Origin of the sequence: Propionivibrio dicarboxylicus (assembly GCF_900099695.1) — a bacterium.
In the GTDB taxonomy this organism is placed as follows: domain Bacteria; phylum Pseudomonadota; class Gammaproteobacteria; order Burkholderiales; family Rhodocyclaceae; genus Propionivibrio; species Propionivibrio dicarboxylicus.
Genome location: NZ_FNCY01000021.1, coordinates 33059 through 57606, shown reverse-complemented (window position 1 = coordinate 57606; position 24548 = coordinate 33059). Strand labels below are relative to the sequence as shown.

Below are 24548 nucleotides of genomic sequence, written 5' to 3'. Positions count from 1 at the left end.
CCGTCAGTTTCCCGAATTCGTGCGGAAACTTTCCGGATCGAGTTGGTGGCGGGTGAGCTTGTCGTAAAGGGTCTTTTTCGGCACCCGCAGCAGTTCGGCGGCCTCGGCGACGTTGCCCTGGCTCGTCCGCAGCGCGTCGCGGATCAGGCTGCGTTCGTACTGGTCCAGCCGGGTGCTCAGTGAAATGGTGGCGGACGGCGTCGCTTCGAGACCGTCGGTCAGGCCGAGGCACAGCCGTTCGGCCGTTGCCTTGAGTTCGCGCACGTTACCCGGCCAGTCGTGCTGCTGCCAGCGCAGCAGGTCTATTTCGCCCCAGGATGGCGCTTCGCGGTTGAAGCGCCGGCTGGCTTGCGAGATGAAATAGGTCATCAGCGGTGCGATGTCGTTGAGGCGCTGGCGCAGGGGCGGTAATTCCAGCGTGACGACGTTGAGTCGGTAATAGAGGTCGGCACGGAAGCGCCCCTGCGCGACCAGTTGCTTGAGGTCGGTCTTGGTCGCCGCGACGACGCGGCAGGACACCGGGATACTGGCGTTGCTGCCGAGGCGTTCGAGGGTGCGCTCCTGCAGCACGCGCAGCAGCTTGACCTGCAATGCGAGCGGCATCGACTCGATTTCGTCGAGGAAGAGGGTGCCCTTGTCCGCGTATTCGATTTTGCCGATCCGGCGTTTTTCGGCGCCGGTGAAGGCGCCGGTCTCGTGGCCGAACATCTCGCTCTCGAACACCGGCTCCGGCAAGGCGCCGCAGTTGAGTGCGACGAAGGGGCCGCTGCGGCCGCTGCGCGCGTGCAAGGCCTGGGCGACGACCTCCTTCCCCGTCCCGGTTTCGCCGAGGATCAGGATGTCGACGTCGGTGGGCGCCAGCGAGTCGATCGTCCTAACGATGCGTTGAATGCTTTCCGAATGACCGATCAGCGGCGTGTCGCGCAGGCTGCCGAGTTGCTCGCGCAGTCGCTGGTTTTCCTCGATCAGCGCCCGCTTTTCCAGGGCGCGACGGACGACGTCGATCAGCCGGGCCGAGTTGAAGGGTTTTTCGATGAAGTCGTAGGCGTGTGCGCGCATGGCCTGGACCGCCATCGACACGTCGCCGTGGCCGGTGATCAGGATGACCGGAATATCGCGGTCGCGGGCCTGCATGCGTTCGAGCAGTTCGAGTCCGCTGATGCCGGGCATGCGCACATCGCTGACGATGACGCCCGGCGGTTCGTCGTCGAGCGCGGCGAGCGCGTGTTCGGCCGAGGAAAACCCGCGGACGGGGATGTCAGCCAGTTTCATCGCCTGCTCGCAGGCGCGTCGCACGAGCTCGTCGTCCTCGACGAGATAAACGAGTGTCGAGCGGCAGGGCGTGTCAGTCATGTCGGTCATGCTCTATCCAGCGTGATGCAAAAATCGGCGCCGCCGTTTTCGCGATTGTGTGCTTCGATCGTCCCGCCGAGTTCCTGGACGATCATGCGTGATATCGAGAGGCCCAGTCCGAGACCTTGCCCCGAGGACTTGGTCGTGAAGAAAGGTTCGAACAGGTGGGCGAGCGCGTTCTCGGGAATGCCGGTGCCGCTGTCCCGCACGATGATGCAGATGCGTTCGGCATCGACGGCGGCGAGCACGGCGACGTGTCGGGTCGGGCAGGGCGCAACGGCGTCCAGTGCGTTGAGGAGCAGGTTGACCAACACCTGTTCGAGGCGTTGCGGGTCGGCGAGAACGGCAAGCGTTTCGGGTATTTCGGGCAGCGTGAGGGTGGCGTCGGCCAGCCGCCGCCGCGACTCGACGAGCATCGCCGCCTGGCACACCACGTTGAGGACCGGGACCGGCTGCTTCTCGACCAGCGACTTGCGTGTGAAATTCTTGATTTCACCGGCAATGCGGCCCATGCGTTCGGCCATCTGCTTGATGCCGTCGAGATTGCTGCGGACCTCGCCGAAATCGCCGCGATCGAGCAGGTCGCGCGCGTTGTCGGTGAGGGTGTGCATGGCGGTAAGCGGCTGGTTGACCTCGTGGCTGATGCCGGCCGCCATTTGCCCAAGTACCGCCAGTTTGCCGGCCTGAACAGCGTTGTCGCCGGTTTCGCGCAGGATGCGCTCGGTCGTCTTGAGTCGGTCGATGCGCTCTTCGAGCGAGGCATTGGTCGCGCGCAAATCGGCGGTGCGTTCGGCGATACGCTGTTCGAGTTCCTGATGCGCCTGGCGCAGACGGGCGTCCGCCTGTACGCGTTCTTCATGCCGACGGACGCTGAGGCGGAAGTAGATGATCATCGAGAAGACGAAGGCCAGCGCGAAGGCGGTGGCGATGCCGGCGAAGAGTGCATTCTGGCGTTCCGGGCCGGTGCGTGTGAGTAACAGGATCGACCAGCCGAGCGAGCCGGTCGGCACCGAAACGACGAGGGTGTTCTGGGCCGGGCTGTCCGGGAGCTTGAGCCGCACCGAATAGGGCGCGGCCTGGAGCTTGAGTCCGGCATCGAGGTGGTTGATGTGGCGTTCGCGATATTGTCGTGACGCTTCGATGCGGCGTTGCGCCTCGGCGTCGAGCGGCGCCAGCGAAAGATATTTCCACTCGGGGATCGATGACAGGAAGATGACGCCATTGGCATCGGCGATCAGCACCTTGTCGCCGCTGCGCGTCAGTGCCGATTCGAAATCGTCGAGACTGATCTTGACGGTGGCGGCGCCGAGACGTTGTCCCTCGATCTCGATCGGTGCGGTCAGGAAATAGCCGGGATCGCCGGTGGTTGCGCCGATCCCGTAGAAGATGCCGAGCCCGTTTTGCATCGCGTCGAGAAAGTACGGGCGGAAGGCGTAGCTGTTGCCGACGTAGGAGCCGGGTTGGTCGAAATTGCTCGCTGCCAGTGTCAGGCCGCTGTGATCCATCAGGAAGGCGGCGTTGATGTCGGCGTCGCGGCGGATGTCGGCGAGATAGCGATTGGCGGTGGCGCGGGCGTTGGCCGACTCTGGATGCCGGAGTACCGCTTTCAGGCGATCTTCGCGGGCGATGATGCGTGGCAGCGAGGTGTTGCGCGAGAGCAGTGATTCGAGGCTCTGGCGATAGAATTCTGCGCGATGGTGCGATTGTTGGCCCAACTGGTCGATCTGGCCTCGCAGCACCTGGCTCGCGACGAGCCAGCCGCCGAGTCCGCACAGCGCCGCCGTGGCCAGGATGCGCAAGCCAAGCCAGCGCCAATCCTGGCGTGCGTGCAGTGAAAGATAGGCAAGAAATCCCATGGGGCAGTGGTGCCGGCCACGACAGTTGTCGCAGCCGGCGAGGCGCGGATCAGCTCATGTAGCCGAGCCACTTCCAGTAGGTTGCCCCCATGACGAGGATCAGCAGGTAGGCGATGATCGTCAGCGGAATGCCGGTGCGCACGAAGTCACGTACCTCGAAGGTGTCGGTGCCATAGGCGACCATGTTTTGCGGCGCATTGACCGGCAGGATCATGCCGAAGCTGACGACGTACTGCAGGATCATTGTCATGCCGACGACATCGATGCCCGGTGTTTTAACGCTCTGCAGCACCGAGATGATGATCGGGATCATCGCGGCGGCGAGGCCGGTGGCGCTGGCAAAGCCGAGGTGGATGATGATCAGGAATGCCGCCAGGATGGCGAGGATGGCGAGCGCCGAGGCGGTTTGCAGGCCGAAGGCGGCAGTGATCCAGGTCGCGAGCCAGGAAGCAGCCTTGGTCGACAACAGCGCCGAGCCGAGGCTGATGCCGATGCCGAACAACACCAGCGTTCCCCAGGGAATGGCCCCTTGCGCCTGCTTCCAGTTCATGACGCCGATGCGCGGCAGGAACATCAGCGCGATGGCGGCGATGGTCGTCGTCGAGGTGTCGAACGGGTGGACGATCTTTTCGGTCGCCCAGAAGAAGAGCAGCGTCAGCGAGATGATGGTCAGCTTCTTCTCGGCCGGTCGCATCGGACCGAGATCGGCCAGCGCTTTCGCGACGATCGCCTGTCCGCCAGCGATTTCCTGCGTTTCCGGCGGGATCATCTTGAGCAGGACAAAGTAAAGAATCACCGACATGATGGCCGAGAACGGTGCGGCGGCGATGAACCAGTCGAGCCAGGAGATATTCACACCGAGTTGCTTCTCGATGAAGCTGACGGCGATCATGTTCTGGGCGGCGGCGGTCTTGATGCCGATGTTCCAGAGACTGTCGGCCTGTGCGACGGCGATCATCAGCACGGCGGCGAAGCGGCTCTTGAGCGGCACGCCGAAGGCGACGATGATGCCCATGACGATCGGCACCATGCACGACACGCGGGCGGTCGTACTGGGGACGACGAAGCTGAGCAGAAAGCCGACGACGATGACGCCGATCAGCACGCGGCTGGTCTTGGCGCCGACTTTCGACAGCACGACGAGCGCGATGCGCTTGTCGAGGCCGGTGTGGGTCATTGCCGCAGCCAGGAACAAAGCGCCGCCGACCAGCGCCCAGGCGGTGTTGCTGAAGCCGTTGAGCGCGATCGTCAGACCTTTCGAGGTTCCCATGACCTTGGTCGGGTCGGCGATTTCCGGCGAAAAACCGAGCAGGAACGCGGTCAGCGTCGTGATCAGCACAGCGCTGACCGGATAGGACACGGCTTCGGTCATCCAGATGATGACCGAGAACACCAGAATGCCGAGCATGTTCTGTCCGGCGACGGGCAGTCCGGTCTGGTGCGGCAGAGCGATGATGATGACCAGGGCGATGCTGGCCAAGAGCAGGCCGTAACGGGCCATGAGGCCCTGCGGCTCATCGGCCGAGGCGCTGGGTTTCCCTTTTTCTACTTGAGCGGTGCTCATATTGACTCTCCTGTAGGTATTGAAGCAATGCGCAAACGCTTGAGCAATTCCCGTTCCCGATTCCTGCAGTCGGCAGTGATTCCGGATCTGTCTGTTTTTCCGGGGTTTTTATCAGTTGAGGCGAGACTATTATCCCCTTTGCTGTGCGGATGGCCAGAAAAACAGAATATTTTTGTGCGGAATTCCGCTCAGCGCCCGGGCGGTCGGCGGAGCCGGTATACTGCGCGGCGACGACCTCACCGCCGAGCGCCCCATCTTGACTCCTTCGACACGCCCCCGCATCCGCATTCTCGGGATTGACCCCGGTCTGCGCGTGACCGGTTTTGGCGTTATCGAGAAGGTCGGTAGCACGCTGGAATATGTCGCCAGCGGCTGCATCAAGAGCGATGGCGAGGCATCATTGCCCGAGCGTCTGGGCACCATTCATGCCGGGGTGCGCGAATTGGTGGCGCGCTACCAGCCCGATCAGTCGGCCATCGAAATCGTCTTCGTCAACGTTAACCCGCAATCGACGTTATTGCTGGGTCAGGCGCGCGGTGCCGCCATCACTGGCCTGGTGGCCGGCGGTGTCGGGGTGGCTGAGTACACGGCCTTGCAGATCAAGCAGGCGGTCGTCGGCAACGGCAAGGCCGCCAAGGTGCAGGTGCAACACATGATCCGGCGGCTCTTGTCCCTGGCCGGCGATCCGGCACCGGATGCGGCTGACGCCCTGGCGTGCGCCATTGCGCATGCGCATGGCGGGCAAGGCATCGGTGCGTTGAACGTGGTCGGAACGCGGCGTCGGCACGGGCGGCTGACGCAGATTAAGGAGAAAAAATGATCGGACGTCTTGCCGGAACGCTGCTCGAAAAGAATCCCCCCCAAGTGATGGTGGATGTGATGGGGGTCGGCTATGAAGTCGATGTGCCGATGAGCACCTTCTACAACCTGCCGGCACTGGGTGAGCCGGTGGTGCTGCTGACCCATCTGGCGATTCGCGAAGACGGGCATTTTCTCTACGGCTTCGGCAGCGAGTCGGAGCGTTTTGCCTTCCGTCAGTTGATCCGCATTTCGGGGATTGGTGCCAGGACGGCGCTGTCGGTGCTTTCCGGCTTGTCGGTCGCGGATCTGGCCGATGCCGTGGCGCGCCAGGAAAGCGGCCGCATCGTCAAGGTGCCGGGCATCGGCAAGAAAACGGCGGAGCGCTTGTTGCTCGAACTCAAGGGCAAGCTCGCCAACGTCGTGCCGACGACGGCGCGTGTCGTCGATGACAGTCACAGCGATATCCTTAATGCATTGCTGGCGCTAGGTTACAATGAGCGCGAGGCGTTGGCGGCGATGAAGCCGCTGCCGGCGGGCTGCGGAACTTCCGACGGTATCCGGCAGGCGCTCAAACTGCTCTCCAAGGTGTAATTTTGTATTCGACCCAGAAACAGATCCTGCAGATTGCCATCGTGGCGCTGCTGCTGATCGGCTGCATCGCCGTGCTGACGCCGTTCATCGGCACGCTCCTGCTGGCTATCGTGATCTGTGTCGCCGCCTCGCCGATGCGCGACGCGCTGCTGCAGATCTGCCGGGGGCGGCGCAACCTGATGGCGGCGCTCCTGTGCCTGTTGCTGATGTTGTTGCTGGTTCTGCCGGCGGCAGTGTTGTCGGGGTCTTTGGCGGACGGTGTCGAACTCGCCATCGCCTATCTACGCCCGTTCCTCGAGTCCGGCCTGCCGGTCGATGTGCCTGCCTGGGTGTCTGACATGCCGGTGATCGGCGGTGGGGTCTCCGACTATTGGCATAAGCTGATCGCCAGCCGCGAGGAGATGAACGAGGTGCTGCGCCAGTTCATCGCGCCGACGCGCAAGCTGGCGCTGGCTGCCGTTTCCTTGTTCGGCCAGGGGCTTTTCCAGTTGGCGCTGGTGATTTTCTTCGCTTTCTTCATCTTCCGCGATGCCGATGTCTATGCCGATGCAGTACGCACCGCCAGCCACAAACTGGCCGGCGCGCAACTGGGCGAACGCATGTTCCGTCTGGCCGACGGCACCGTCACCGGGGTGATGGTCGGGATTGTCGGCACGGCGCTGGCGCAGGCCTTGGTGGCGATGGTCGGTTTCATCATTGCCGGCGTGCCCGGCATCGTCATCCTGACCGTCGCGACCTTCTTTTTCTCGATGGTGCCGGTGATCGGCGCCACGCTGATCTGGGGCGGGGCCGCCGTCTGGCTGTACGAGGGCGGCGAGACCGGCTGGGCGATCTTCATGGTGCTCTGGGGCATGTTCGGCATCAGCAGCGTCGACAACTTCCTCAAGCCGATCCTGATTTCGCGGACCTCGAGTCTGCCCTTGCTATTGATTGTCGTCGGCGTTTTCGGCGGCGTGCTCGTCTTCGGTTTCATCGGCCTTTTCCTCGGGCCGACGCTGCTGGCGCTCGGGCAGGTGCTGATCCGCGAATGGCTGGATCATGTCGACGACGACGTCTCTCCGGTCATCTAGCGCCCATGATTGAAGTCGATCCTCTCTCCTCCGGCGGCGCGGCCAGTGACCGCCTGATCGCCGCCGAGTCAAAGTCGTCGCAGGAAGAAGCGATCGAGCGTGCGCTGCGGCCCAAGCGCCTGGCCGAATATGTGGGACAGGCCAAGATCCGCGAGCAGCTGGCGATCTTCATCGAAGCTGCCAAGCGCCGCAAGGACGTGCTCGACCATGTCCTGCTCTTTGGCCCGCCGGGACTGGGCAAGACTACGCTGGCGCATATCGTTGCCGCCGAGATGGGCGTCGGCCTGCGCCAGACGTCCGGGCCGGTGCTCGAACGGGCCGGCGATCTCGCTGCCATCCTGACCAATCTCGAACCGTACGACGTTCTGTTCATCGACGAAATTCACCGCCTGTCGCCGGTCGTCGAGGAAATCCTCTACCCGGCGATGGAGGATTTCCAGATCGACATCATGATCGGCGAAGGACCGGCGGCGCGTTCGGTCAAGCTCGATCTGCCGCCCTTCACGCTGGTTGGCGCGACGACGCGCGCCGGCATGTTGACCAATCCGCTGCGTGATCGCTTCGGTATCGTCTCCCGACTCGAGTTCTACACGCCCGAGGAACTGACGCACATCGTCACGCGCTCGGCGCAATTGCTCAGCGTGCCGGCAGAGAGCGAAGGCGCGCTGGAAATTGCCCGACGTTCCCGCGGCACGCCGCGGATCGCCAATCGTCTGCTGCGCCGGGTGCGCGATTACGCCGAGGTCAAGGCGAGCGGGCGCATCACCCGGGAGATCGCCGACCAGGCGCTCTCGATGCTCGATGTCGATCATGGCGGACTCGACCTGATGGACCGCAAACTGATCGCAGCCGTGATCGACAAGTTCGGCGGCGGGCCGGTCGGCGTCGATAACCTGGCCGCTGCGATCGGCGAGGCGCGCGACACCATTGAAGATGTTCTCGAACCCTACCTGATCCAGCAAGGCTTTTTGCAACGGACGCCCCGCGGCCGCGTCGCCACGTCGGCGATCTATCGACACCTTGGCCTTGAAGCCCCCGCATCCTCGGGGCAAGGCGAGTTCTGGCGCAGCCAATAAGGCGTTCTTAACCGGTTTTGTCACAAATACTTACATCCGCGCCCGTGTTGGCGCAGTAAAATCCGCCCATGGAGCACCAACAACAATTACACGCCTTCACGCTACCTGTGCGCATTTACTACGAGGACACCGATGCCGGTGGTGTCGTCTATTACGCCAACTATCTCAAGTTTATGGAGCGTTGCCGCACCGAGTGGCTGAGGACGATCGGTCATGACCAGAGCGCGCTGTTGCGCGATCCCGGCATTGCCTTCGTCGTGCGCAACATCGCTGTCGATTACCTGAAACCGGCTCGGCTTGACGATCAGGTGGTCGTCGGTCTCGCGCTGGAGCGTGTGACGCGCTCGCAGCTTTTTTTTCGCCAGAACATCCTGCGCGCCAACCCGGACGCCAAGAGCGGCTGGGATGATCTGATCGAGGCGCGCGTCCAACTCGTCTGCGTCAATGCGGCGCAGATGAAAATTACCTCCATTCCCGCTTTTTTGCGTACTCAACTGGAAGTCATCCAATGAACGTTTCGCAAGATCTCTCGATTCTTCACCTGATCCTCAATGCCAGTGCCGTCGTGCAGTTCGTGATGGCGATCCTGGCGAGTGTCTCTTTCATGTCCTGGTACTACATCTTCCGCAAGTGGTTCACGGTGCGCGAAGCCCGGACGCAGACCGAACAGTTCGAGCGCGATTTCTGGAGCGGTGGGGACCTCAACAGCCTGTACCAGAGCGCGGTCAATAATCGCCACGGTACCGGCAGCATGGAGCGCATTTTCGAGGCTGGATTCCGCGAATTCACCAAGCTGCGCAGCCAGAAGAACCTCGATCCCAAGGATGTGATCGACGGCTCGCGCCGGGCCATGCGCGCCACCTACCAGCGCGAGGTCGACAATATCGACGCGCATTTGGCCTTCCTTGCCTCGGTGGGTTCGGTCAGCCCGTATGTTGGCCTGTTCGGTACCGTCTGGGGGATCATGCACTCCTTCCGCGGCCTGTCCAACGTCGGTCAGGCGACGCTGTCGGCGGTGGCGCCGGGTATCGCAGAGGCGCTCGTGGCGACGGCCATCGGCCTGTTCGCTGCCATTCCGGCGGTGGTTGCCTACAACCGCTTCTCGCACGAGATCGATCGACTCGCGACCCGCTTCGAGTCCTTCATGGAAGAGTTCTCGAACATCCTGCAGCGGCAGATGCGCTGATCCGGAGGCGATATGCGCGAACGTCGTCTCAAAAACGAAATCAACGTCGTCCCCTATATCGACGTCATGCTCGTGCTGCTCGTCATCTTCATGGTGACGGCGCCGATGATGACGACCGCCAGCATCGACGTGCCGTCGGTCGGCAAGGCCGCGCAGGCGCCGGCAGAGGCGTTGCAGGTGAATATCCGCGCCGACCAGTCGCTGGCGCTCTCGTATCCCGGCAAGGCTGAGCGCAGCATGACGCGCAGCGAACTGTCGGCGGCCATCCTCGATGCGCAGCGCAAGAATCCGGAGCAACCGGTACTCATCGTCGGCGACAAGAACGTCAAATACGAAGCCGTGCTCAGCATCATGGACGAGTTGCAGCGCCAGCAGGTCAAGCGCATCGGGCTGCTGGTGCAGCCGACCGGCAAGTAAATCCCGACATTTCCGTGGATACGCCAACTCCCTTGCCGCCGGAAGAAGAAACCAACGTTACCGCGTTGGTGTTGGCGGCGGCTGTTCACCTGATCCTGATCGGCGCGCTGTTCTTCGGTGTGCAATGGAAGAGTCAGCCGACCGCCGTCGAGGTCGAGGTCTGGCGCTCGGTTGCTGCGCCGGCGCCGGTGGTCGAGACACCGCCCGAGCCGCCCAAGCCTGAGCCGAAGCCCGAACCTAAACCGGAGCCCAAGCCTGTCCCGAAAGTCGAGCCGCCGGCGCCGGTCAAGCCTGACATTGCTGTCAAGGACAAGGAAAAGCCCAAGAAGGAAGAACCCAAGAAGCCCGAGCCCAAGCCTGAACCGAAGAAGGAAGAGCCCAAGAAGCCTGAGCCGCCCGACTGGAAGAAGGCGCTGGAGCAGGAGCAGAAACAGTTGCAGCAGCAGAAGGCGGTGCAAGAACAGCGCGCCCGGGCCGAGGCTGAAGCCAACATGATGTCGAGTTTGAAAGCCGAGCAGGCGGCGGCCGCGCGGAACCGCGGGCTGGCCGACTACGCGTCGAAGATCCGCGGCAAGATCAAGGGCAACATGAATATCACTGGTTTGTCGATCCAGGGCAATCCGGAAGCCGTCTTCAAGGTCACTCAACTCCCCAGCGGTGAAGTGCTCAGCGTCAAGCTGAGCAAATCGAGCGGCAACCGCGCACTGGACGAGGCCATCGAGCGGGCGATTCTGAAATCATCGCCCTTGCCCAAGCCCGACCAGGCCAGTTTGTTCCAGCGCGAACTGGAGCTCAAATACAAGCCCTTCGATGAGTGATCTCCTAAAAACATCTTTCGTTACAAGCGCTTCGCGCGCCAAAGCGATATAATCCTCCATCTTTTTTTTCGTCCGAGCATCATGCCCAGAATCCTGTCCCGTTTGCGCGCCTCGAGCCTGCTGCTCGGTGCTGCCCTGGCTATTTTCCAGCTTTCGGCGGTGGCTGAGCTATCGATCGAAATAACCGGTGCCGGCGCCAACCGGATCCCCGTGGCGATTGCCGATTTTGGCGGCGATGCCGGCCTGTCGCGGGCGCTGACCAGCGTCGTGCGCGGTGACCTCGAACGGAGTGGCCTCTTCCGCCTGATCGACACGGGCAGTGTCGCGATGAACGAATCGACGCCGCCGGTGTTCTCCGACTGGAAAAACCGCGGCGCCGATGCGATTTCGGCCGGTAGTCTGGGGCGTAGCGCCGATGGCCGTCAGGAGGCGAGATTCCGCCTTTACGATATCAACAAGCAGATTCCGCTGGCCGGTGCCGCGTTCGTGACCTCGGCGCCGATGTTGCGGGCGGCCGGGCACCGGATCGCCGACGTGATCTACGAAAAGCTGATCGGCGAGCCCGGCGTCTTTGCCACGCGGATTGCCTATGTCGTCAGGAGTGGGGCGGCGCGTTACGAATTGTTTGTCGCCGACGCCGACGGTCAGAACGAGCAGGTCGCCTTGCGTTCGCGCGAACCGATCATTTCGCCGGTGTGGTCGCCCGATGGCGCCCGCATCGCGTATGTCTCCTTTGAAAACAAAAAGCCGGTTGTCTATGTGCATTCGCTGGCCAGCGGTCAGCGCAATGTCGTGGCCAATTTCAAGGGCTCCAATTCCGCACCGGCGTGGTCGCCGGACGGGCGGCGCCTGGCGGTGGTCCTGTCCAAGGACGGGGGCTCGCAGATCTTCATGGTCAATGCCGACGGCTCAGGGGTGCAGCGCGTCAGCTATGGCAGTGGCATCAACACCGAGCCGGCCTTCTCGCCGGATGGTGAGTCGCTGTATTTCACTTCCGATCGCGGCGGCAGCCCGCAGATCTATCGTTCGAGCCTGGGCGGCGGCGATGCGCAGCGGGTGACCTTCGAAGGCTCTTACAACGTGACGCCGCGGATTTCACCGGATGGCAAATCGTTGGCCTTCATCACGCGCCGCGACGGCGCTTTCAGGTTGGCAGTCATGGATCTTGCCAGCCGTCAGGTACAAGTGCTGACCGATTCGCACAAGGACGAATCGCCGTCCTTCGCGCCGAACGGCCGCATGATCCTGATTGCCACCGAACTCGGCGGACGCGGTGTGTTGTCGGCCGTGTCGATCGATGGACGCATCAAGCAGCGCCTGACGATTTCTGCAGGCGATGTTCGCGAGCCGGCCTGGGGGCCATATATCAAGTAGTTTGACCAACTGATTTTCTGACGCAGGAGACTTTAAATGAAACAACTCGCCATACCCGCCCTGGTTGCCCTTCTCATTGCCGGTTGCAGCTCGACCCCGAGCGGTCCCGAGCAAGGTGCAGCGCCGGTGGAAACCCGTGGCGGCAGCAGCGTGGCAACCGTGAATGCGGGCAACATCGACAGCGCGAAGCTGCCGCGCGAACTGACCGACCCGAAGAGCATCCTGTCCAAGCGCAGCATCTACTTCGACTATGACAGCTACGAAGTCAAGGGCGAGTACAAGGATCTCGTCGCCGCTCATGCCAAGTTCCTCTCGAACAACCGTCAGTTCAAGATGCTGATTCAGGGCAATACCGACGAGCGCGGCAGCCGCGAATACAACCTGGCGCTCGGCCAGAAGCGTTCCGATGCGGTCAAGAAGATGCTGACCGTGCTTGGCGCGCGTGAAGACCAGGTCGAGTCCGTCAGCCTGGGCGAAGAAAAGCCGAAGAACGAAGGTCATGACGAAGCGGCGTGGTCGGAAAACCGTCGCGGCGACATGCTCTACAGCGGCGAGTTCTGACATGACGACGCGCCGTTCGCGTTACCTGCCTGCGCTCCCCGCGTTGGCTGTGCTGCTCGTGCTCTCCGGCCTCCAGCCGGCGCGCGCGGGAGTGTTCGATGACGACGAGGCGCGTCGGCAGGTCCGCGATCTGTCGGCTCAGACCAATGAGCGCCTGGATACGCTGACCAAAGGGCAATTCGATCTGGTTAACCAGATCCAGTCCTTGCGGGAAGAAAACGCGCGTCTGCGCGGTCAGGTCGAAACGCTGACCTTCGAACTCGAATCGGCCAAGAAGCGGCAGCAGGACTTTTACATCGATCTCGACGGGCGGCTGCGCAAGCTGGAAACGCAGCCCGCTGCTGCCGACGGGGGCGAAGGAAAGCCGGCGGATGAGGCCAAGCCAGCGGAACCGGTCAAGAAGGTTGTGGACCCTGCGGCGGAGTCCCGCGACTACGAGGCGGCGCTGAATTTCTTCAAGGCCAACCGTATCAAGGAAGCGGCGGCGGCATTCGAATCCTTCGGCCGTAATTATCCCGACAGCACTTTGGCGCCGAATGCGCAGTACTGGCTCGGCAACGCCTATTACACCTTGCGTGATTGCAAGAAGTCGATCGATGCGTACCGGGTGGTGGTCGCGAAATGGCCGCAGCACGCCAAGGCGTCCGATTCGCTGATCGGCGTTGCCACCTGTCAGCATGACATCGGCGACGCCAAGGGAGCCAAGGCGACGTACGAGAGCATTCTGGCCAAGTACCCCGGCAGTTCGGCAGCCGCGACGGCCAAGCAGCGGATCAAGAAGTAGTCCGGTGGTTGCTCGTGATGAATCGCTGACCCTGCGGGTCAGCGAGATTTTTTATTCGCTGCAGGGCGAGGCAAGCCGCATCGGCTTGCCGACGGTATTCGTCCGTCTGACCGGATGTCCGTTGCGCTGCAGTTGGTGCGATACCACGCATGCCTTTACCGGCGGTGCGCGGATGTCGCTTGACGCGATTCTTCATCGTGTCGCCGAGTTTGGCACGCGCCATGTGTGCGTAACCGGCGGAGAGCCGCTGGCGCAGACAGCGTGTCTTGTACTGCTGACGGCACTGTGCGATGCCGGCTATGACGTATCGCTGGAAACTTCCGGGGCGCTTGATGTCAGCGCCGTCGATTCGCGGGTGTCCCGCATCGTCGACCTGAAGGCGCCCTCCTCGGGGGAGACGGAGAAGAATCTCTGGGCGAATCTGGCCTGCCTGACGGCGGCCGATGAAATCAAATTTGTCGTTGCCGATCGTCAGGACTATGAATGGACCCGGCAAGTCATTCGGGATAATCGGCTCGAAGGGGTTTGTCCCTTGCTCATCTCTCCAGTTCAGGGGGCCATCGGCCCTCAGATGCTGGCGGAATGGGTGCTGGCGGATCGTCTGCCTGTTCGCTTCCAGTTGCAACTACACAAGTTGCTTTGGGGTAACATGCAGGGTAAATAGCCAAGGAGACGACTATGAACGATGATCGGCGTCAGTATTCCCGCGTGGCGTTTCATTCGATAGCAAGGCTGGTGCTTCCGCTCCGTGCGCTTGATACGGTGGTGATCGATTTGTCCCTGAAGGGTGCGCTGGTCAGGCTTCCGGCGGGAACGACGATGGCGGAAGGTGAAACCGGAAAGTTGCACGTTCGTCTTGGCGATGACTCTGATATGCGCATCAGCATGGATGTCGAGTCGGCGCATGTCGAAGGGCGCTATGCCGGTCTGCGGTGTGCGGCAATCGATCTGGATAGTGTGACGCATCTGCGTCGCCTCGTCGAACTCAATCTGGGCGACCCAGAGTTGCTCGACCGGGAACTGTCTTCGTTGATTGTGGAGACGGATCCGGAGAGCGAAAACCCGGAAGATCCGGAAAGCATCGAAAGCGAAAAGAACTAATGGCAATGGAATTATCTTCTCCACCGGGAGCGCCGGCTGTAGTGCTGCTCTCCGGCGGTCTCGATTCGGCCACCACTTTGGCGATCGCGCGTGACAGAGGGCATGCGTGCTATTGCCTGTCGCTGGATTATGGTCAGCGACACGGTGCCGAATTGAACGCGGCAAAGAAGTTGGCAAGCAGTTTGGGTGCGCGTGAGCACCGCGTCATGAAGCTGGATCTCGCGGCCTTTGGCGGTTCGGCGTTGACGGACGAGCATATCGCCGTGCCGACGGAAGGCGTTGGTTCCGGTATTCCGGTCACCTACGTGCCGGCGCGCAATACCATCATGCTCTCGCTGGCGCTTGCCTGGGCTGAGGTGTTGGGCAGCCGCGATATTTATGTCGGTGTCAATGCAGTCGATTATTCCGGGTATCCGGATTGTCGGCCTGAATTCATTGCGTCATTCCAGGCGATGGCCAATCTCGCGACCAAGGCTGCGGTGGAGGGTGCCAGACTGACGATTCATGCGCCGCTGATCAGCCTTTCCAAGGCCGACATCATTCGTCGGGGCGTTTCGCTTGGCGTCGACTATGGTATGACGATTTCGTGTTATCAGGCGGACGAGGGCGGAAGGGCTTGCGGTCTTTGCGACGCATGTCGGTTGCGGCAGGAGGGTTTTGCCGCCGCGGGAGTGACTGATCCCACTGTCTATCAGGATTGATTGCTGAGCGGCGTTGACAGCGTACGGTACCTTCTCTATAATTCGCCGTTCTGTTTTTGCGGGTCGGTAGCTCAGTCGGTAGAGCAGCGGACTTTTAATCCGTTGGTCGGGAGTTCGAATCTCCCCCGACCTACCAGAAAGCAGATGTTTTGTAGTAAAATGCTGTTTCGGTATGGGGCGTTAGCTCAGTTGGTAGAGCAGCGGACTCTTAATCCGTTTGTCGAAGGTTCGATCCCCTCACGCCCTACCACGGATTATCAAGCACTTAGGCCAGTTCATCGGAACTGGCCTTTTGCTTTTTGGCTTTCATGTAGCCACTATGTAGCCGTTTTTCGCAACGTACTTCCAATTGTAGCGCGGCGCGAGTAATGGCACAGTTTTGCGCGACTTTTGGCACATGCGTTTTGATGAAATAGCCGCGTTAAAACAGCCCGCCCCCCGTAGAGCTGGGATCGTAATTTGTGACCACCAATTCGCCGGATTCTTTGGGCGCCCCATGAGTGTTTGAAACACTGTATTTAATCCCCGTCTCATGGAAGACCAACCCATCAAAACAAGACCTAATTTCCGGGTGGTCGTTGATCGAAAGCATGGCCTTTCCCTTGATCGACTTCATGGCGCTGGCCAGTGCCTCATACTGCCCCCAGTCGAAGGGCACGCCGTAGCCCTCGGTCTGCCAGTAGGGAGGGTCCATGTAGAAAAAGGTGTGCTCTCGGTCGTAGCGCTTGACGCATTCATCCCAGGGCAGGTTCTCGACCGTCGTTCCCCCGGCGAGGCGAAGATGCGCGGCAGACAAGTTCTCCTCGATCCGAAGCAAGTTGACTGATGGTGACGTCGTCGCGGTACCGAAAGTCTGACCAGCAACCTTTCCGGCAAAGGCGTGATGCTGCAAATAGAAGAATCTTGCAGCTCGTTGAATATCCGTAAGCGTCTCGGGTTTCGTCTCTTGGAGCCATTTGAACACCTGGCGGCTTGAAAGCGCCCATTTGAATTGCCGGACGAACTCCTCAAGGCGATTCTGCACTACACGGTAAAGGTTGATCAGTTCACCGTTTACGTCGTTGATCACTTCAACAGGCGCCGGCACCTGCCGAAGAAAATACAGCGCAGCGCCGCCACAAAACACCTCCACATAGCATTCATGCTGCGGAAATAGTGGAAAAAGCCGGTCAGCCAAGCGGCGCTTGCCGCCGATCCACGGAATGATCGGATTGGTAATATGCATGGTTTCGTCTCTGTGCTAGGCTTCAGCCCGCTGTGTGCACAGCACGGTGCCTCGGCCAAACGCAGCTCATACCTGCGGGCGGTGGCTACCAGGCGTGTTCCCGCACACCTGGTGGTCGCACCGTCTCCTCTACTTAAGCAACCCTCACAGCAATCTCTGCGCGCCCATCTTCGAGGATTCGATTAACAACGCCGACGCAGCGCTTCATCTGCGAGAACGACTCGATCTCCGAAACCGCGACGCCGACGATCATGCCGTCATCGCCGGCTGCCGCGATGATGTAGTCGCCCGGATTTGCGCCGATCACATTGCAAGGCACCTTCCCGGCGTAGGCAATGCGATCGACGAGCTGGCGTGCGGCTTCCAGTTTCGCTTCGAACACCGGCAAGTCGGCCTCGTATTGCGCAACAGCGGCGTCATACGCGGCCTGGGCGGCGATGACCTTGCCCTGATACTTGGCGTCGTCGGATTGCCACGCAGCGAAGGCTTCCTCCCACTTGGCCAAAACTTCGGCATAGGCAGCCATCGCCTCATCGAACGCTGCCGACAGCGCCCCGTAATACTCCCGCCATTGCGCCACGCGGACCGCGAGCGTGTCGTCTGCCTCACCCTCTTGCCTCTGCGGCTCGGGCGGCAGAACAAGCGCCGGCTCGCTCGGCTTGTCGCCGGGATTCGGAGCGCCTTCATAGACCGGAGCGGTATAGCTCGGAGGCTCCGGACGCTTGCCAACCTTGTCTTCACTTCCCCAGGTATCGCCGCCGACGATGTTCGGATTCGTGGATTTCACGCCGAACCGGATGGACTCCGAGAACTTCGGCGTCAGCTCTCCATCGGCATTGAAACCGACGATGTCGCCCTTGAGAAATTGAACGGCGAGATATGCCGCAGCCTTGCGCTCATATTCGGCGTAGTCAGCGCCGCTGGCGTTGATTGTGCCGGCTGCGTTGATGGATCTTGAAGTCGTTGAATCCTTTCGAACGCCAAGCATCGACGACGAAAATGATTCCCCTGACGAAGATGTCGCATTCCCGGCGGCAGAATAGAACGCATAACTGCCGTTGTAGGTAACAACGTCAAATACCTGCGTGGATGTATTAGCGCCAACCACATGCAAACGAGATCCAGGGCCGCTGTTCGCTCCAAGAATCTCATTCCCGCTAGCGTCGAGTTCCTTTAACTGCGTCCAATTGATAGTGTCTCCGGGCGCTCCAGGTTCGGCGTAGAACCAAGCAAACCCCCCAGCACCAGCGTCGTCGTTCAATGCGAATCTTGCCGCAGGCGCTGCGGATTTATATTTCCAACCATTGTCGAAATATGCATTTCTGAGCAGATGCAAATTCAAGGCGTTGCTCTGAGCTGCAATAGCAGAGCCATTCTGTAATTCCAAAGCTTTACTAACTACACCGCTCCAAACACCCGGAGAAACCCCAAAGCCGGTGCTTCCTGCTTGGCTAAGCACAATGCCGTCAGTTAAAACGTTCCCCGCTGTGCGATATTGCAACGTAATGCCTACACCATATCCGCTCGAATAATTTTCAACCGACTTGATCCGCGCGCCGGTGTTTACGACCTGTCCCGATGCATCGGACAACGATCCGAGAACAATTTCCGTGCTCGCACCGTCAGAGCTTGAGTAACCACCGTGCGAAAAGATCGCCGCAACATTGTTTTTCGTTGCCCCACCAGAATTGACCACTACTTTTGCAGCAGTTGAAGTCGTCCCAACGCTTAATGTGTCGCTAGAAACGGCCCCGCTCGTCGTCAGCGTCTTGAGCACGGCATCAACACTGCCATCAGTTAGTGATGCCAGTATCTTCGTCAACGTCTTGACGTTGGTGATCACGCCTGTCGCGGGGTTGGTGATTGGCACCGTGTCCGCTGTCGAAGTCTCCCAGTCGAGAAGCTGCAAGATCATCACGCGATAGTCTTCGTGTGTGCTCGTCAACATATCGGCGAGTTCGGATGGAAGCAGCCCGAGTGGCAAAATCTTATATGCTTGGCTGTTGGCTGTGGCGCCGAGGTAGTTTTCGACCAGGGTGCATTCCGTGTTGGACTCATAACTCGCCACTTCCATCAATAACCCATTGGGCATGATGATCCCGTCCCCGGAACGCCCTTTTCCGCTTGATACCCAAACGGTTCCGACGCCGTAGACCTTCTTCGACCCGTTAGCGACCGAGATTAATCCCGATGTTTGCCAGCTCATGATTTATCTCCTCCGAGTTTTCCGCTGTTGATGGCCCATGTGATCGCGGGCAGATAGTCCTGATCCTGCGGTGATACCGTTACGAGTACCTTTCGGTTCGGATCGTCGGGTGCAGTGCATGAAAAATAGAGCTGCCCCGTTTCATACCGCACGGATTCGCAGCAGGCATCGAGATCGCGCCCTTTAACAATCGTCGTCATCAGGTCACCTTGAAAATTACCCACGCTCCGGCCGGCACGTGTAATTGATAAACTTCGCCGTCGACCTGCGCCCATAGCTCCAGCTCAAGCATCAGCGTCGTTGTTTGATTCCAACGGGATCGCGGATATATGCCCTTGACCTTAATCGCCCAGTGCGCGATGAACGTCCCAAAATTTCCATTGAAGGCATCCGCTATCAGCGATCCATTCGCGATCCCAGCGGCGGCGTCATAGGACCGATCGGTTGCCGACCACCAAGCGCCGACGCTGTAGCCGGTATCGATCGTTACCGTAGCCAGGAGCCGCCACCCCTCTCCGGGGGTAATCGCGTAGGTTCCCGCCAGGCCTGCGGCAGACCCCGTGGCGACGGCGAGTTGGCGTGAAACCTCGATATTGCTGAAATACGCGCTCCCGTCTTCGCGGATGATCGCGGCGCCATCGCCGATATCGATGCTGCCGCCCTTGATCGCGCCGAGGTATGCCGAGATCGCCGACAATTCATCGACCGATAAATGTCTTGCGATGATCGATCCATCACCGATGATGTCCGCCGCCAGAATCAGCGCGGATCGGCCGTTGATTTGACCGAGGGTAAATACCTGGACGGGGTTTTCCGATTCGTCGTTGAGGTAAACGAGGAAGCGGTCGGATACCACTGCAAAGGCCGAGACACGGCCATCGCTTATCAGCTTGATGCCGGCCACTTTGCCATTGACGTCGACCTGGACGGCCCAGCTCGCCAGCACCATGCCGAGAGCTTCGGCGGTCGCCTGCGCAAGTTCTTTGACCGATGCATAATCACCGGTATTGAGCCGAGCAAGCAGGTTTTCTATGGACTGGGCAAGCGCGCTGTCCGAATCGGCTACCACAGACTCAAGCGTCTCGATCGCAGCAGCGTTCTGCTGGTCGCCTTCGGACACCGTCGCCGCAAGCGCCTCTCTCGCCTGGACTTCGGCGGACACGGCGTCCGCCCGGGCTTTCCGCTCGGCCGTCAGCGCTGCCGCCTGGTCATCGACGATCGCGGCAAGCGCCAAACGCTGCGCCGACTCTGCGGCCAAGGCCGTAGCCTGGGATGAAATGGTCTGCTCCGCGAGTGCAATGCGCGCCCGGGAGGCGAGTGCTTTCTTGGCGGCGGAATCGAGACTCAGCGCCTGACGAATGGCGGTCTCAGCAAGTTTTTGCGTCGCGTTTGCGCCATCGACTGTCCACGCGCCTGTCGCGGTCTGGATTGCCTCGTCGACGTAAATCTGGGATGCCTTTAACGCGATCTGGTTCGCGAGCTGCTCGATGAGCGACTGCGTAGATGTCAGAGACTGCCCCTGTTGCAACACCGTGGCGACGATGTTTTGCAGCGTCCCGTGATCCGCATTAGATACAGTTTCGACGGTGGTCAGGCGCGCCTCGACGTCCGTCGTGATGGCCGCAGTCGCGAGGATCTGGACCTTGCCGGTTACTGGATCGACATAGACCGTCGCGGACGTTACCGCCCGCTCAAACAGCACGCGGGCAGCGAGGTCGTCGATCGCCAGTTCCCGCCGGATGGCATCGAGCGCAATCGTCTCGATCTTGGCGATCGGCTCGACAAGTTCGTTGGCCAGCTGCTGCATGCCCAACGACCCTTGCAACTGCGAGAGCAGCGAAGACGGATCGGTGCTTGCAACCGCGTGCAACCCGCCGGTTTCAGAAGCAGGGAAGAAGGCGGAGTAGTTCCCCCATTTGTCCTCAAGCCGAACCCAGTAATACCCGCCGGCGCCCGGCTGCAGGCCGGGATGCTTATACGCCCGGGTTGGATATGGCTCCGGCGTTAAACGGGTCGCGAATGACCGATTATTTGTTGCGGAAAACCATACCTCAGTCGCCAGGATGTCCTGCCTGGCGTCGTTGAACGTCCAGGAGATATCGACCGAGAACAATGCGCCGACCGCCGTCGCCGTCGGCGCGGCCGGACCGACCTTAACGCCTTCGACGTCGTGGCCGATGAGATAGGAGGCGAGCGTTGCGCCGCCGGTGCCGATCGCGCGGATCCGCAGCTGGGCATCATCGCCGGCCGAGACGCCGGGAACGATCAACGGCGAGGATCCGCCCTCGGCACCCACTGACCAGCCGCCCGTCGGTCCGAGAATATCGACGACGTAGCGCCTGACGAGCGCCGGCTTGTTGACAGTGAAATCCACCTGCAGGTCGATCGTCTGCACCCCGCCGATCACCGCCCGGATCCGCTCCGTAACGGAAGCCGATAGGAAAGTCACGGTCAGATCGGAAATGACGGTCGTTGGAACCACTGGCGCGCCGCTCTCGGCCTCGAACACCGATGCGTTGTACTCGATCAGGCCGAGGCGCATTTTCATGTCAGACGCGCGGCTGACGTCGGTGACGATGAATTCCTTGTGGCTGCGCCCGACCTTGCCGATCGCGTAGACGTCGTATTTTCCGGGGACGGCTGGGAAAGGCGTCGAGACATTGACGATCTGCGCGTCTCCGGCGGCGTTCGTGACGTTCCGGATCACGATGCTGTCGTCGGCCAGGCGCAAGACGATCTGATAGGCGGCGCCGGCCTCGAGCGTCACGACCTGGTCGAGTTCGACGCTATACGCCGTCCCGGAAACAATTCGCCCGCCTTTTCCCCAGGCGGGGAAATCGCATTGCACCCAAACGAGATCGCCTGTCTTGCTTCTCAAGGCATCGACATCGACGCTGATTTCACCGGTCACGCGCAGGTGCTGATTCTTCAGCAGGCGGTGCATGCAGAAGCGAAACACCTGGCTCGGGCGCGTGATGCCGATCGCCGAGATCGTCGAGGACTGGCTCCCATCGACCTCCATCGCCTTGTTGACGACGGTCATCGGGTCGCGCTGCCAGTCGAGATCCCGATTGATGAAGTCCGCCTCGAGGCGCGAAAGCCGATTGTCCATCGGCAGCCAGGTTTCCTTGAACCCGCTGACGTTGGTATTTCCGACCGTGAACACCTGCGTCGGCTCGGTGCGGACGTGGTCCCAGATCAAGCCGATCCGCGTACCCGTCGGAACGGGGACAGAATACGCGGTACCGAGAACGGTCAGGACGGCGTCCCACAGGGTGGTCTCGGTGTCAAATGTCCCGTCAAATTCGCAGCGGCGCTCGAGCACGCCACCATCGCCGGGGACCAGATAATCCGCGAATTCCGCCAGCCCTTCGAAATCTGCCAGGATCAACTCTTCCGGATCGCACGCCTCGTATTCGGCGATCGTCAGGTCGTTGCGGATGACCGGCTGGGTGAGGATGTCCCAAGAGACCCAGGCCGGATTGTTGTTGTACTCAACATGCCAGGCGCCGTCGCGATAGACCTGGACGAGTGCCCCCTTGACGAGGCACGACACATCGAGATCGCCGGACAGCTGGTCCGTCGCCAACGCGCGGATCGCCAGCAGTGCCGTGCCCGGGTACGCAAAATCATCCTTCATGATTTGCGTCACCGAGCCGAGGTAGCAGTCGTCGCCGTAGCGGCTGCTGGTCTGGTCAGCCGTCGAGTTGCTGACGCGGATCTTGTACTCAAGGCCGCGATCGAGATTATCGATCTTGAACCGACGCCTCACAGCCTTGGTCGACGCCGCCGATATGGTTTCCGAGGCTGCCTCAACCCATGCCCCCGCGCCCGCTGCGTACTCAACTTTAACGCCGACCGAGTGGGTTACCGGGCTGCCGGAATCGCTGTAGTAATACAGCCCATTGGGAAACACCAGCTCGACTTCGATTGCGTCCGCGCCGGTACCGACGATGCGGGTTACCGGCGTGCCGAGAACGACCTTCTGGCCAACCTGCGTCGTGATCTGGGTGTCGTTGAAATCCGAGATCACTTCCTGGTCGAGATACCCAAGCCGCGTTTCGGCATAGCAGTCCGAGTAGTTCTCGATCGGCTGGCCGTTAATCCGGATATCGCTGATCTCAGCGATGGGGCCCATGCCGAGATCGATCAGGAGATGTTGCTTCTGCGTCTGGCCGAGATCGCCGCTGATCTCGATGTACGAAGCGATGATGTTGCCGTGCAGCCGCATCGTCCCGTACGTCTTGCTGATCGGCAGGCCGGGATCCTGGGTGGTTTTCGGGGACCAGGAATAGGTGGCGGAATTGTCGTAGCTGCCGACGTCATAACTTGGCAGCTTTGCCTGCGCCGGTGGCAGCAGCGCGTTGACGAGCATGCCGCCGATCATGCCGACGCCGACGCCAATCACCGTTCCCCAGGATACCGCTGTGCCGAAGATGGAAAACGCTGTCGCGGCCGAACCGACCAGCCCCATCGACCCGGCGATCGCCGCGCCGATGCCAGGCGCCGCAATCATCAGCCCGATCATGGCCACGGTGCGCAGCAGGTCGTTGCCGCCACCACCGTGCAGAATCGGGATCAGGGACAGATGCTCCCCGACGGCAAGCGTCCTTCTCTCCCACTCCTCCCGGGTAATGACTTCGCCGTCGATCGCCGCCGACATCGGCGTGTTCCCGGGCGCAACCATGCGGACGAGATCCGCGATCGTGGTTCCAGACTCGATCTCGACAACCAGGTGATCGCGCTCCGATCGCTCGAAGGGGTTGCGAACCAGGACAACGTTGGCGCTTCGCTTCTCAGGCGTCATCGTGGCCACCGGTAGAATCCGCTGATGCGCGCCGCCCAGCGCGGCGAGTCGATCCGCTCGATGACGACGCCGGTTTCCGCCGTCGTGTGAATGAAGCGCCGGGCGTCCTGGAGCACGCAGCCGACGTGTGAGACGAGAATCGGGCTGTCAACGCGCAAGGCGATGCCGCACCACGGTTCCGGCTTTGAAATCCGCTCCCAGTCGCGCATGCCGGCGAGAATCGCATGGCGTTTTTCGTCGTCGCTTTCCGGCGTCGGCCAGGGCGGCAGAATGATGCCGCGCTGGCGATAGATGTCGGCGAGAAGGCCGGCGCAGTCGAAGGCGTGCGGGCCGCGCGCGCCCTCGGCAAATGGGGCTGTCGCGTAGCGGAGAAGATCGACCGTCATATGTAGCGCGCGCCCTTCGCCTGCAGCCCTGGGCGACCACCGAACCGAACGGAATTGCCGCGCTCGCGGCAGTCATCGAGCGTTCCGCCGCAGCTTGTGAACTCCGACCCTGAATAGCCGCAACGCGCTTTTCCGAAGCGGAGCGGGCAGGATCTCGGCTGCGCGCGGAAAGGCGGAAACCGGCGCTTGAAGAGCGAGGGGCGACCCAACGTAAATCGGACCCAATCCTCGTCTGCTTCAGCGCCGATGATGTCGTAGACGCAAATCAGATCGGCGACAACCTCATTGAGCAGCGACGAATTGACGACGATCAGCCGGCACTTGCAGCCGACCAGGCCGTGGGTTTCCTCCAGATACGGCTGTACCGCCTGGGTCTGGTTCGCGACGCCGACCTGGAACGAAATAAACGATCCGTCCGACTGCTGCTTCAGCTCGCCAACTTCAAGCGCGAACGCCTCGTAGACGTTTCCGTTCCAGGTGATGTCCTCGTTATTCGGAACGAGGTAGAGCGTTTCCGTTGGCGCAAAAATCTCGAACAGCGTCAGCCACGCACCGTCCCCGGCGACGGCGTTTTTCTTGGCGATCAGAGAAGGGGGAAGGGATAGCGGCACAGCGCGATTCCGGAGTCATGATGACGTAATTCTCCGGGTTCGTGCCTGGTGCGCTGCGGG

Annotated in this window: 23 protein-coding genes and 2 tRNA genes; 16 read left to right on the top strand and 9 right to left on the bottom strand. The window is 61.2% G+C overall.

All coding sequences use genetic code 11. From position 1 onward, the window contains the following. Positions 1-3: 3 nt before the first annotated feature. Genes BLR25_RS18300 through BLR25_RS18290 form a run of 3 tightly spaced genes read right to left on the bottom strand, consistent with a single transcriptional unit; the run spans position 4 to position 4773 of the window. Positions 4-1362, bottom strand: a complete 1359-nt coding sequence (locus BLR25_RS18300; RefSeq protein WP_245715606.1) for a sigma-54-dependent transcriptional regulator — start codon at positions 1360-1362, stop codon at positions 4-6. Then, complete coding sequence (locus BLR25_RS18295) at positions 1359-3209, bottom strand: sensor histidine kinase (RefSeq protein ID WP_091939798.1); 1851 nt, start codon at positions 3207-3209, stop codon at positions 1359-1361. The genes BLR25_RS18300 and BLR25_RS18295 overlap by 4 nt, the downstream gene beginning before the upstream one ends. Before the next feature lie 49 nt (positions 3210-3258). Further along, positions 3259-4773, bottom strand: a complete 1515-nt coding sequence (locus BLR25_RS18290; RefSeq protein WP_218122810.1) for a DASS family sodium-coupled anion symporter — start codon at positions 4771-4773, stop codon at positions 3259-3261. Positions 4774-5026: 253 nt separating this feature from the next. Between BLR25_RS18290 and ruvC the strand changes: the two genes are divergently transcribed. The 16 genes from ruvC (at position 5027) to BLR25_RS18210 (ending at position 15503) form a co-directional block, all read left to right on the top strand. Continuing rightward, the gene (gene ruvC, locus BLR25_RS18285; protein ID WP_425438698.1) at positions 5027-5593 is read left to right on the top strand and encodes a crossover junction endodeoxyribonuclease RuvC; all 567 of its coding nucleotides are present in this window, start codon (positions 5027-5029) and stop codon (positions 5591-5593) included. After that, the gene (ruvA, locus tag BLR25_RS18280) at positions 5590-6165 is read left to right on the top strand and encodes a Holliday junction branch migration protein RuvA (RefSeq protein ID WP_091939796.1); all 576 of its coding nucleotides are present in this window, start codon (positions 5590-5592) and stop codon (positions 6163-6165) included. Before ruvC ends, ruvA begins: the two co-directional genes overlap by 4 nt. A gap of 2 nt (positions 6166-6167) precedes the next feature. Beyond that, a complete protein-coding gene (locus tag BLR25_RS18275; protein WP_091939794.1) occupies positions 6168-7235 on the top strand; it encodes an AI-2E family transporter in 1068 nt (355 codons plus the stop codon). A 5-nt stretch (positions 7236-7240) separates the two neighbouring features. Then, entirely contained in the window at positions 7241-8311 is a 1071-nt protein-coding gene (ruvB, locus tag BLR25_RS18270; protein WP_091939792.1) for a Holliday junction branch migration DNA helicase RuvB, read from the top strand. A gap of 68 nt (positions 8312-8379) precedes the next feature. Further along, positions 8380-8823, top strand: a complete 444-nt coding sequence (gene ybgC / locus BLR25_RS18265) for a tol-pal system-associated acyl-CoA thioesterase (RefSeq protein WP_091939790.1) — start codon at positions 8380-8382, stop codon at positions 8821-8823. Next, a complete protein-coding gene (gene tolQ, locus BLR25_RS18260) occupies positions 8820-9497 on the top strand; it encodes a protein TolQ (protein WP_091939788.1) in 678 nt (225 codons plus the stop codon). The genes ybgC and tolQ overlap by 4 nt, the downstream gene beginning before the upstream one ends. Positions 9498-9509: 12 nt before the next feature. Continuing rightward, positions 9510-9914 carry a protein TolR gene (gene tolR / locus BLR25_RS18255; protein ID WP_091939786.1) on the top strand — a complete coding sequence of 135 codons (405 nt, stop codon included), beginning with the start codon at positions 9510-9512 and terminating at the stop codon, positions 9912-9914. A gap of 14 nt (positions 9915-9928) precedes the next feature. Next, on the top strand, positions 9929-10732 hold the full coding sequence (locus tag BLR25_RS18250) for an energy transducer TonB (RefSeq protein ID WP_245715605.1): 804 nt from the start codon (positions 9929-9931) through the stop codon (positions 10730-10732). A gap of 81 nt (positions 10733-10813) precedes the next feature. Continuing rightward, positions 10814-12106 carry a Tol-Pal system beta propeller repeat protein TolB gene (gene tolB, locus BLR25_RS18245; protein ID WP_091939784.1) on the top strand — a complete coding sequence of 431 codons (1293 nt, stop codon included), beginning with the start codon at positions 10814-10816 and terminating at the stop codon, positions 12104-12106. A gap of 36 nt (positions 12107-12142) precedes the next feature. Beyond that, positions 12143-12667 carry a peptidoglycan-associated lipoprotein Pal gene (gene pal, locus BLR25_RS18240; protein ID WP_091939782.1) on the top strand — a complete coding sequence of 175 codons (525 nt, stop codon included), beginning with the start codon at positions 12143-12145 and terminating at the stop codon, positions 12665-12667. Between the two features lies 1 nt (position 12668). Next, positions 12669-13451 (top strand): tol-pal system protein YbgF, encoded by a 783-nt coding sequence (ybgF, locus tag BLR25_RS18235; protein ID WP_091939780.1) that lies wholly within the window; start codon positions 12669-12671, stop codon positions 13449-13451. Between the two features lie 4 nt (positions 13452-13455). Beyond that, positions 13456-14115 carry a 7-carboxy-7-deazaguanine synthase QueE gene (gene queE, locus BLR25_RS18230; RefSeq protein WP_245715604.1) on the top strand — a complete coding sequence of 220 codons (660 nt, stop codon included), beginning with the start codon at positions 13456-13458 and terminating at the stop codon, positions 14113-14115. A 14-nt stretch (positions 14116-14129) separates the two neighbouring features. Continuing rightward, the gene (locus BLR25_RS18225; RefSeq protein ID WP_091939776.1) at positions 14130-14552 is read left to right on the top strand and encodes a PilZ domain-containing protein; all 423 of its coding nucleotides are present in this window, start codon (positions 14130-14132) and stop codon (positions 14550-14552) included. Beyond that, positions 14552-15253, top strand: a complete 702-nt coding sequence (queC, locus tag BLR25_RS18220; RefSeq protein ID WP_091939775.1) for a 7-cyano-7-deazaguanine synthase QueC — start codon at positions 14552-14554, stop codon at positions 15251-15253. The genes BLR25_RS18225 and queC overlap by 1 nt, the downstream gene beginning before the upstream one ends. Positions 15254-15313: 60 nt before the next feature. Next, a tRNA-Lys gene (locus BLR25_RS18215) sits at positions 15314-15389 on the top strand. Positions 15390-15427: 38 nt separating this feature from the next. Then, positions 15428-15503 (top strand) — tRNA-Lys (locus BLR25_RS18210). A gap of 171 nt (positions 15504-15674) precedes the next feature. Here BLR25_RS18210 and BLR25_RS18205 read toward each other — a convergent pair. From BLR25_RS18205 to BLR25_RS18185, 6 genes are all read right to left on the bottom strand, one after another. Continuing rightward, positions 15675-16478 (bottom strand): DNA adenine methylase, encoded by an 804-nt coding sequence (locus BLR25_RS18205; RefSeq protein ID WP_218122809.1) that lies wholly within the window; start codon positions 16476-16478, stop codon positions 15675-15677. A gap of 133 nt (positions 16479-16611) precedes the next feature. Beyond that, positions 16612-18684 (bottom strand): hypothetical protein, encoded by a 2073-nt coding sequence (locus BLR25_RS21080; RefSeq protein ID WP_143009923.1) that lies wholly within the window; start codon positions 18682-18684, stop codon positions 16612-16614. Continuing rightward, complete coding sequence (locus BLR25_RS21075) at positions 18681-18884, bottom strand: hypothetical protein (protein ID WP_143009922.1); 204 nt, start codon at positions 18882-18884, stop codon at positions 18681-18683. The genes BLR25_RS21080 and BLR25_RS21075 overlap by 4 nt, the downstream gene beginning before the upstream one ends. Beyond that, positions 18884-23491 (bottom strand): host specificity factor TipJ family phage tail protein, encoded by a 4608-nt coding sequence (locus BLR25_RS18195; protein WP_091939771.1) that lies wholly within the window; start codon positions 23489-23491, stop codon positions 18884-18886. Before BLR25_RS18195 ends, BLR25_RS21075 begins: the two co-directional genes overlap by 1 nt. Continuing rightward, positions 23488-23877, bottom strand: coding sequence for an NlpC/P60 family protein (locus BLR25_RS18190; protein WP_091939769.1), 390 nt, complete (start codon positions 23875-23877; stop codon positions 23488-23490). The genes BLR25_RS18195 and BLR25_RS18190 overlap by 4 nt, the downstream gene beginning before the upstream one ends. Then, positions 23874-24488, bottom strand: a complete 615-nt coding sequence (locus BLR25_RS18185; RefSeq protein ID WP_091939767.1) for a phage minor tail protein L — start codon at positions 24486-24488, stop codon at positions 23874-23876. Before BLR25_RS18185 ends, BLR25_RS18190 begins: the two co-directional genes overlap by 4 nt. Positions 24489-24548 lie beyond the last annotated feature (60 nt).

What these genes read in the sequence shown, in the direction of transcription:
- tolR (WP_091939786.1), top strand. Translation starts at nt 9,510, where the DNA reads ATGCGCGAACGTCGTCTCAAAAACGAAATCAACGTCGTCCCCTATATC.
- ybgC (WP_091939790.1), top strand. Translation starts at nt 8,380, where the DNA reads ATGGAGCACCAACAACAATTACACGCCTTCACGCTACCTGTGCGCATT.
- ybgF (WP_091939780.1), top strand. Translation starts at nt 12,669, where the DNA reads ATGACGACGCGCCGTTCGCGTTACCTGCCTGCGCTCCCCGCGTTGGCT.
- BLR25_RS18195 (WP_091939771.1), bottom strand. Translation starts at nt 23,491, where the DNA reads ATGACGCCTGAGAAGCGAAGCGCCAACGTTGTCCTGGTTCGCAACCCC.
- ruvB (WP_091939792.1), top strand. Translation starts at nt 7,241, where the DNA reads ATGATTGAAGTCGATCCTCTCTCCTCCGGCGGCGCGGCCAGTGACCGC.
- BLR25_RS18225 (WP_091939776.1), top strand. Translation starts at nt 14,130, where the DNA reads ATGAACGATGATCGGCGTCAGTATTCCCGCGTGGCGTTTCATTCGATA.
- queC (WP_091939775.1), top strand. Translation starts at nt 14,552, where the DNA reads ATGGCAATGGAATTATCTTCTCCACCGGGAGCGCCGGCTGTAGTGCTG.
- BLR25_RS18205 (WP_218122809.1), bottom strand. Translation starts at nt 16,478, where the DNA reads ATGCATATTACCAATCCGATCATTCCGTGGATCGGCGGCAAGCGCCGC.
- BLR25_RS18300 (WP_245715606.1), bottom strand. Translation starts at nt 1,362, where the DNA reads ATGACCGACATGACTGACACGCCCTGCCGCTCGACACTCGTTTATCTC.
- BLR25_RS18290 (WP_218122810.1), bottom strand. Translation starts at nt 4,773, where the DNA reads ATGAGCACCGCTCAAGTAGAAAAAGGGAAACCCAGCGCCTCGGCCGAT.
- pal (WP_091939782.1), top strand. Translation starts at nt 12,143, where the DNA reads ATGAAACAACTCGCCATACCCGCCCTGGTTGCCCTTCTCATTGCCGGT.
- BLR25_RS18190 (WP_091939769.1), bottom strand. Translation starts at nt 23,877, where the DNA reads ATGACGGTCGATCTTCTCCGCTACGCGACAGCCCCATTTGCCGAGGGC.
- ruvA (WP_091939796.1), top strand. Translation starts at nt 5,590, where the DNA reads ATGATCGGACGTCTTGCCGGAACGCTGCTCGAAAAGAATCCCCCCCAA.
- tolB (WP_091939784.1), top strand. Translation starts at nt 10,814, where the DNA reads ATGCCCAGAATCCTGTCCCGTTTGCGCGCCTCGAGCCTGCTGCTCGGT.
- BLR25_RS21075 (WP_143009922.1), bottom strand. Translation starts at nt 18,884, where the DNA reads ATGACGACGATTGTTAAAGGGCGCGATCTCGATGCCTGCTGCGAATCC.
- tolQ (WP_091939788.1), top strand. Translation starts at nt 8,820, where the DNA reads ATGAACGTTTCGCAAGATCTCTCGATTCTTCACCTGATCCTCAATGCC.
- BLR25_RS18295 (WP_091939798.1), bottom strand. Translation starts at nt 3,209, where the DNA reads ATGGGATTTCTTGCCTATCTTTCACTGCACGCACGCCAGGATTGGCGC.
- BLR25_RS21080 (WP_143009923.1), bottom strand. Translation starts at nt 18,684, where the DNA reads ATGAGCTGGCAAACATCGGGATTAATCTCGGTCGCTAACGGGTCGAAG.